This window comes from Actinomycetota bacterium (genome assembly GCA_040757835.1).
GTDB lineage: Bacteria > Actinomycetota > Geothermincolia > Geothermincolales > RBG-13-55-18 > SURF-21.
This window is the reverse complement of the sequence record JBFLWJ010000001.1, coordinates 483,486-489,535: the sequence shown is the minus strand read 5'-3', so window position 1 is coordinate 489,535 and position 6,050 is coordinate 483,486. Positions and strand designations below refer to the sequence as shown.

Annotated in this window: 4 protein-coding genes and 1 pseudogene; 2 read left to right on the top strand and 3 right to left on the bottom strand. The window is 65.0% G+C overall.

Features of this window, described 5'->3' with window-relative positions:
• Both AB1384_02220 and polA read left to right on the top strand, forming a co-directional pair.
• Positions 1-130 (top strand): annotated as a pseudogene (locus AB1384_02220) (DDE-type integrase/transposase/recombinase).
• A gap of 249 nt (positions 131-379) precedes the next feature.
• Positions 380-3,067, top strand: a complete 2,688-nt coding sequence (gene polA, locus AB1384_02215) for a DNA polymerase I (GenBank protein MEW6553087.1) — start codon at positions 380-382, stop codon at positions 3,065-3,067.
• Positions 3,068-3,191: 124 nt separating this feature from the next.
• Here polA and AB1384_02210 read toward each other — a convergent pair whose 3' ends face one another.
• Genes AB1384_02210 through AB1384_02200 form a run of 3 tightly spaced genes read right to left on the bottom strand, consistent with a single transcriptional unit; the run spans position 3,192 to position 6,049 of the window.
• Positions 3,192-3,668: an OB-fold domain-containing protein gene (locus AB1384_02210; protein ID MEW6553086.1), complete on the bottom strand. Its 477-nt coding sequence runs from the start codon at positions 3,666-3,668 to the stop codon at positions 3,192-3,194.
• A gap of 4 nt (positions 3,669-3,672) precedes the next feature.
• Positions 3,673-4,902 carry a thiolase domain-containing protein gene (locus tag AB1384_02205; protein ID MEW6553085.1) on the bottom strand — a complete coding sequence of 410 codons (1,230 nt, stop codon included), beginning with the start codon at positions 4,900-4,902 and terminating at the stop codon, positions 3,673-3,675.
• A gap of 1 nt (position 4,903) precedes the next feature.
• Positions 4,904-6,049, bottom strand: coding sequence for a thiolase family protein (locus AB1384_02200; protein MEW6553084.1), 1,146 nt, complete (start codon positions 6,047-6,049; stop codon positions 4,904-4,906).
• Between the last annotated feature and the right edge of the window lies 1 nt (position 6,050).

Sequence of the window (6,050 nt, the reverse complement as noted above, 5' to 3'; positions counted from 1 at the left end):
GTCCGGCCTCGACATCACCCGGGCCAACCACGTTTGGGCTTCCGACATCACCTACCTGCCCATGAGCAAGGGCTTTTCCTACCTCGTGGCCATCATGGACTGGGCCAGCCGCAAGGTGCTTTCCTGGAGATGGCTGATTTGTAAGAAATCACAGAGAGACCTGGGGAGTAGAATAGGTCCAAGTATGGAAGCGGCATTGGCAGGATCATAGCAGGATCCCACAGGCGCTGAGTCTACAACGGCCTCGGATCCTTTTGTCACTGGCGGGGGTTATGATGTATCCACGTTCTCCTTGGGTGAGGGGACGGGGCGATAAACCCCGTCCCCAAGCCTCACCCCCGACAGGGCGATAATCCGCAAAGAAGAGAGGGGGATAGAATTGCCGGCGTCCAAGCGATGGGTGCTCATCGACGGCCACAGCCTGGCTTACCGGGCTTTCTACGCCTTGCCGCCCGACCTCGCCACCTCCTCGGGGCAGCTGACCAATGCCGTATACGGCTTCACCTCCATGCTCATCAAGGTAATGGAGGACCTCAAGCCCCAGGCGGTGATCGTGGCCTTCGACAAGGGGAGGCCGCATTTCCGCACCGAGAAGTTCGCCGAGTACAAGGCGCACCGCAAGCCCATGCCCGGCGAGCTGCGCGAGCAACTGGATATCATCCATGCCGTCCTGGAAGCCATGGACATCCCCTCCCTGGAGCAGGAGGGCTTCGAGGCCGACGACGTTCTGGCCACGCTAACGGAGGTTCTACCACGGGACGACGAGGTCTTCATCGTCACCTCTGACCGCGACGCCCTGCAACTGGTGGACGAGCGGGTCAAGGTGGTCACCAACCGCAAGGGCATCACCGACATCGTGATATATGACGCGGAAGCGGTGAAGGAGAAGTACGGCGTGGAGCCGGGCCAGATCGTGGATTACCTGGCGCTCAAGGGAGACACCTCCGACAATATCCCGGGCGTGCCGGGCATCGGCGAGAAGACCGCAGCCGCTCTCATCAAGGAGTACGGCAGCCTGGAAGCCGTATACGAGCATATAGAGGAGATAAAGGCCGGAAAGGCCAGGAAAGCCCTGGAGGAGAACCGCGAGAGCGCGGACATGAGCCGAGAACTCGCGACCATGCGGCGCGACGTCCCCGTGGAAGGCGGCGACACCGCAGAATGGGAGCTGCGGGCGTGGGACGAGGAAAAGGTGCGCCGCGTCTTCGATCCCCTGGAGTTCAGGAAGCTCTACGAGCGCCTGCTCGCCCTCAAGGCCCAGCTCTTTCCAGAGTCCGGTGCTACCTTGAAAACGGAGGAGACCGCCGGCTCATCCCGCAGCGACGTCGAGAGCGAAGCCGCCGCGGATGAGGCTTTACGCATCTGCGGCGATAGCGGTGAGGCCTTCCTCTACGGCCGCATCGAGGGCGAGGGCTATACGCGCGGACGCATGGAGGCGGTGAGCGTGGCCTGCGGGGGCGAGGTGTTCCGTTTCGGCCTCGGCGAGGCCGGGGGACGCAGGCTCTTCGGGACCTTCCTGGAAGGGCTCAACGCGGCTCCCGGCCTGCGCCTGAGCTGCTACCGCGGCAAGGACGTCATGGTGCAATGCGCCAGGCTCTACGGCACTTACCCCCGCTTCGATTTCGACATCGAGCTGGCCTCCTACCTGGTGGACCCCTCCGGCTCCAAGCATGACCTGGAGAGCGCCGCCATCCGCTACCTGCGCGCCCCCCTGCCCTCGGGGCCCTCGGGCCAGATGGACCTCCTGCAGGAGGAGGAAGCCATGGCCGATCAGGACGCGCGTTATGCCGCGGCGGTGGGGGAGATGGTGCCGCCGCTTGAAGCGGAGCTTAACGCCAGGGGACTGCGCCCGCTCTTCGAGGACGTGGAGATGCCGCTGCAGGAGGTCCTGGCGGAGATGGAGGTAAGGGGCATCCGCCTGGACACCGATATCCTTGCCGCCATGCAGGAGGAGTTGGAGGGCGAACTCTCCGGCCTGGAGAACAGGGCATACGAACTGGCGGGGGAGAGCTTCAACCTCAACTCGCCGCAGCAGCTCTCGCGCATCCTCTTCGAGGTCCTGGAGCTACCGCCGGTGAAACGCACCAAGACGGGGTTCGCGACGGATATCGGCGTCCTCACCGCCCTCTCCGACCTGCACCCCATAGCGGCCGTGCTGGTGCGCTACCGCGAGCTGTCGAAACTCCTCAACACCTACGTGTGCGCGCTCCCGAGGCTGGTCGACCCCGCCACCGGCAGGCTGCACGCCTGCTTCAACCAGGCGGTCACCGCCACCGGGCGACTGTCATCCAGCAACCCCAACCTCCAGAACATCCCCGTCCGCACGGAGCTGGGAAAGAACATCCGCAAGGCCTTCCTTCCCACCTCGCCGGACGGACTCATCCTCTCCGCGGATTACTCCCAGATCGAGCTGCGGGTGATGGCGCACCTCTCGGGCGACGAGGGCCTGCGCCGGGCCTTCGAGGAGGACCGGGACATCCACGCGTCCACCGCCTCGGAGGTCTTCGACGTCCCCTTCGAGGATGTTACGGCGGAGCAGCGCAGGCGGGCCAAGGCCATCAACTTCGGCATCATCTACGGCATCAGCCCCTTCGGCCTCTCCGAACAGCTGGGAATAGACCTGGAGGAGGCCGAGGCCTATATCGCGGAGTATTTCCGCGAGTTCCCGGGGGTGAGGGAGTTTTTGGACCGGCAGGTGGAGGAGGGGACCAGAAACGGCTATGTCACCACCATCCTGGGGCGCCGCCGCGAGATCCCCGAGCTGGCCGAGGGTAACGTGCGCCTGCGCCGCCTGGGGGAGCGGCTGGCCTTCAACACCCCCATCCAGGGCAGCGCGGCCGACATCATCAAGGTGGCCATGCTGCGCATCCACCGCCGCCTCGGGGACGAGGGACTCGCCTCGCGCATGATCCTGCAGGTCCACGACGAACTGGTCTGCGATGTGGAGAAGGCTGAGGAAGATAGGGTGCGTGAGATAGTGCGCCAAGAGATGGAGTCCGCCTGCGACCTCGACGTCCCCCTCAAGGTCGATATCGGCGTTGGTCCCTCCTGGTACGACGTCAAATAGGCTGTATGCCGTTTACGCCCCGCCCACGTTTCCATGACCCCCGGGCAAAAAACAACCCGGCATTCGTCGATGCGGATAATGGAAGAAGCCGGGCCCCGGATGGGACCCGGCTCCGCGGTCTTTCTTACTCTTCCAATGGCACGACGTGTGCGAGATCGGTCAAGGAGCCCGTGACCTCCTCCGGCCACTTCAGCTTCACCCGCATGCCCACGTGGACCTTCTCGGGTTCGATGCCCTCGAGGTTGCTCACGGTCATGGTGTCCGAGCCGTCGAAGACGATGCCCGCGAAGATCATCGGTTCGCCGGCCACCTCATCTTCCGAGATGCCCTCGTACGCCCAGGCTCCGGTGAAGGTGTAGGTGGTGATGGTGCCGGTGTCCTTTATCTCCACCCACTCGTCGGGGATGGAGAGGCAGCGGCAGTACGGCTTGGGCATGAAATAGACCAGCCCGCAGTTGGGGCACTTGTTGGCCAGCAGCTTGTGCTCCTTCATCATCGTATCAAAGGTCTTGCGGATGAGGGCGATGCTCTCCAGTTTCCACTCCCAGGTGGCCAGGTTCCAGCTTCCCTCGATGGCGATGGTCTCGTCTTTGTACTCCATGGCGCTACCTCCTCGGCTCATCCGACAGTACGGCGACCACGTTGAGGTTCACCGCTCCGCCCCAGCCGTGTGCCACGGCCTTGTGGACATCCTTCTGCACCTGACGCTCGCCGCACTTGCCCATGATCTGCAGGGCGCATTCCGCGATGCGCTCCATGGCCGAAGCGCCGATGGCGTTGGTGGAGATGACCCCGCCGGAGGGGCACACCGGCAGCTCCCCGTCCAGGTTCATGGAACCCGAGTCGAGGATGGACGGCGCCTCCCCCTCGTTGCAGAGGAGCAGCCGCTCGTAGAACATGAGCAGCTGGTGCGCGAAGGGAGCGTAGGGCTCCGCGAGGTCGATCTCGTTACGCGGGTCCTTGATGCCCGCGATCTCGTAGGCGCGCGCCGCCGCTATCCTGCAGCTCTCCTGCTCGCAGGGGTCGGCGTTGGTGGTGCCTGACCCGGAGATGCCCACCAGGGCGGCCTCGTCCGAGGCCGACGCGCAGGAGAGCACGTAAGCGGGCTTGTCCGTCAGCTTCCTGGCCTTCTCGCCGGTGGTGAAGAGCATGGCGCAGGCCCCGTCCGTGGCCGGGCAGACGTGCCCGAAGCGGATGGGGTACTGCAGCAGGGTGGTCTTGGCCACCTCCTCCGGCGTGAGGCCTGGCTGCTTCAGGTGCGAGTAGGGGTTGAGGGCGGCGTTGTTGCGGCACAATGCCGACACCTTGTCCAGGTGCTGCGTGGTGCAGCCGCTGCTCTTCATGTAGGCGGATGCCTGGTATACAGCCACGCCGACCGCGCCGCCCCCGAAAGCCGCTATGAAGCCGGGGTCGACGCCCAGTTGCAGCTGCGCCGCGGCGTCGGCTAGGGCGACGGTGTTGAGGCCCATGGTCGAGTTGCCGTCGGACTGCTTCTCGAAGGCGATGCACATCACCGTGTCGTACATCCCCGAGCCCACCAGGTAATAGCCTCCGTGTGCCACCGACCCTCCGGTGGTGCCGCCGGTGGTGATGCGAATCAATGGCTTCTTATAGGCGCCCCAGTGGCCGGCGCCCCACTCCTCCGGCATGTTAACGCCCTCGAATGCGGGCATGTTCCCTGTGGCGAAGGCGTCCACGTCACCGGGCTTGAGGCCGGCGTCCTCGTAGCATGCGCTAACCGCCTCCCACACCAGCTCAGCGATGTTGACGTCACGGCGTTTGCTGACGTGCTTGGAGAGGCCGACTCCCACTACCGCTACTTCGTTCTTCGCCATCTCACTCACCTCCCAGCACGTAGACGATGTTCTCCTGGGCGCATATCCCCGTCTGCCCGTGGGCGACGGCGGTCTTTACTCCCTTGACCTGGTGCTTGCCGGCATCGCCCCGTATCTGCATGGCCGCCTCGACGATACGGGCCAGGCCGGCGACGCAGGCCACGTTGGCGCCCGACGCGCCGCCGGAGGCGTTAACCGGCAGCTTACCGTCGAGTGCGGTGGCGCCGGAAGCGAAGAAGTCGCCGCCCTTGAGGGGTTCGCAGAAGCCCAGGGCCTCGTAAGCCATGAGTTCCTCGTGGGCGAAATACTCGTGCACCTCGGCCAGGTCGATCTGGGAGGCGGGGTCATCGATGCCCGCCTGCTTGTAGCAGGCCTCGGCGGCGAGCTTGAGCGAGCCCATGCTGTCGAGTGAATCGCGCTCCGTGAGGTAGGAGTCGTGGGACATGCCCACTCCCTTCACCCACACCGGGTCTTTCGCCTTTGCCGCGGCCTTCCCGGAGGCCAGCACCACGGCACAGGCTCCGTCGCAGAGGGGGGAGGCCATCAGCTCGGTGATAGGGGAGTAGAGGGGCCGCGAAGCCAGCACCTTCTTGGCGTCGGCCCCCTTGAGGGAGCGCAGCGCCAGGGGGTTGAGTGCGGCGTTTTCCAGGTTTTTCGCGGCAACGGCAGCTATCTGCTCCGCGCTCACGCCCGAGGCCGCCATGTAAGCCGAGGCCTGCAGGGCTGCCGCGGACACCTCGTTGAGGAGCCAGCGCTGGCGGTCGAAGGTGGGGTCGAGCAGCATGATCCCCGGCAGGTAAGTGCCGTAGACCGACGCCTGGCTCTCGCCCACCACCAGGGCGATGTCGTGGTCTCCGGAGAGGATGCGGGTGATGGCGTAGAGCATCGCGAAGGCCCCGTCCATCTCCACCTTGGACTCGTTCTTGCGCCAGGCTCCCGAGGGCTCCACCAGACGCATGTTGGAGATGGTGCGCCCGTCCAGGTAGTCGTTGTTGGCGGTGATCACCGTGTCCAGGTCCTCGCGCTTCAGGCCCGCTGCCTCTAGCGCCGCCTTGGTGACCTGCAGCACCTGCAGCTCACGGGAGGCGTCGGCATCGGCCGAGTATGGGGTCTGCGCATAGGCGATGATGGCTACGTCTTTATCCATG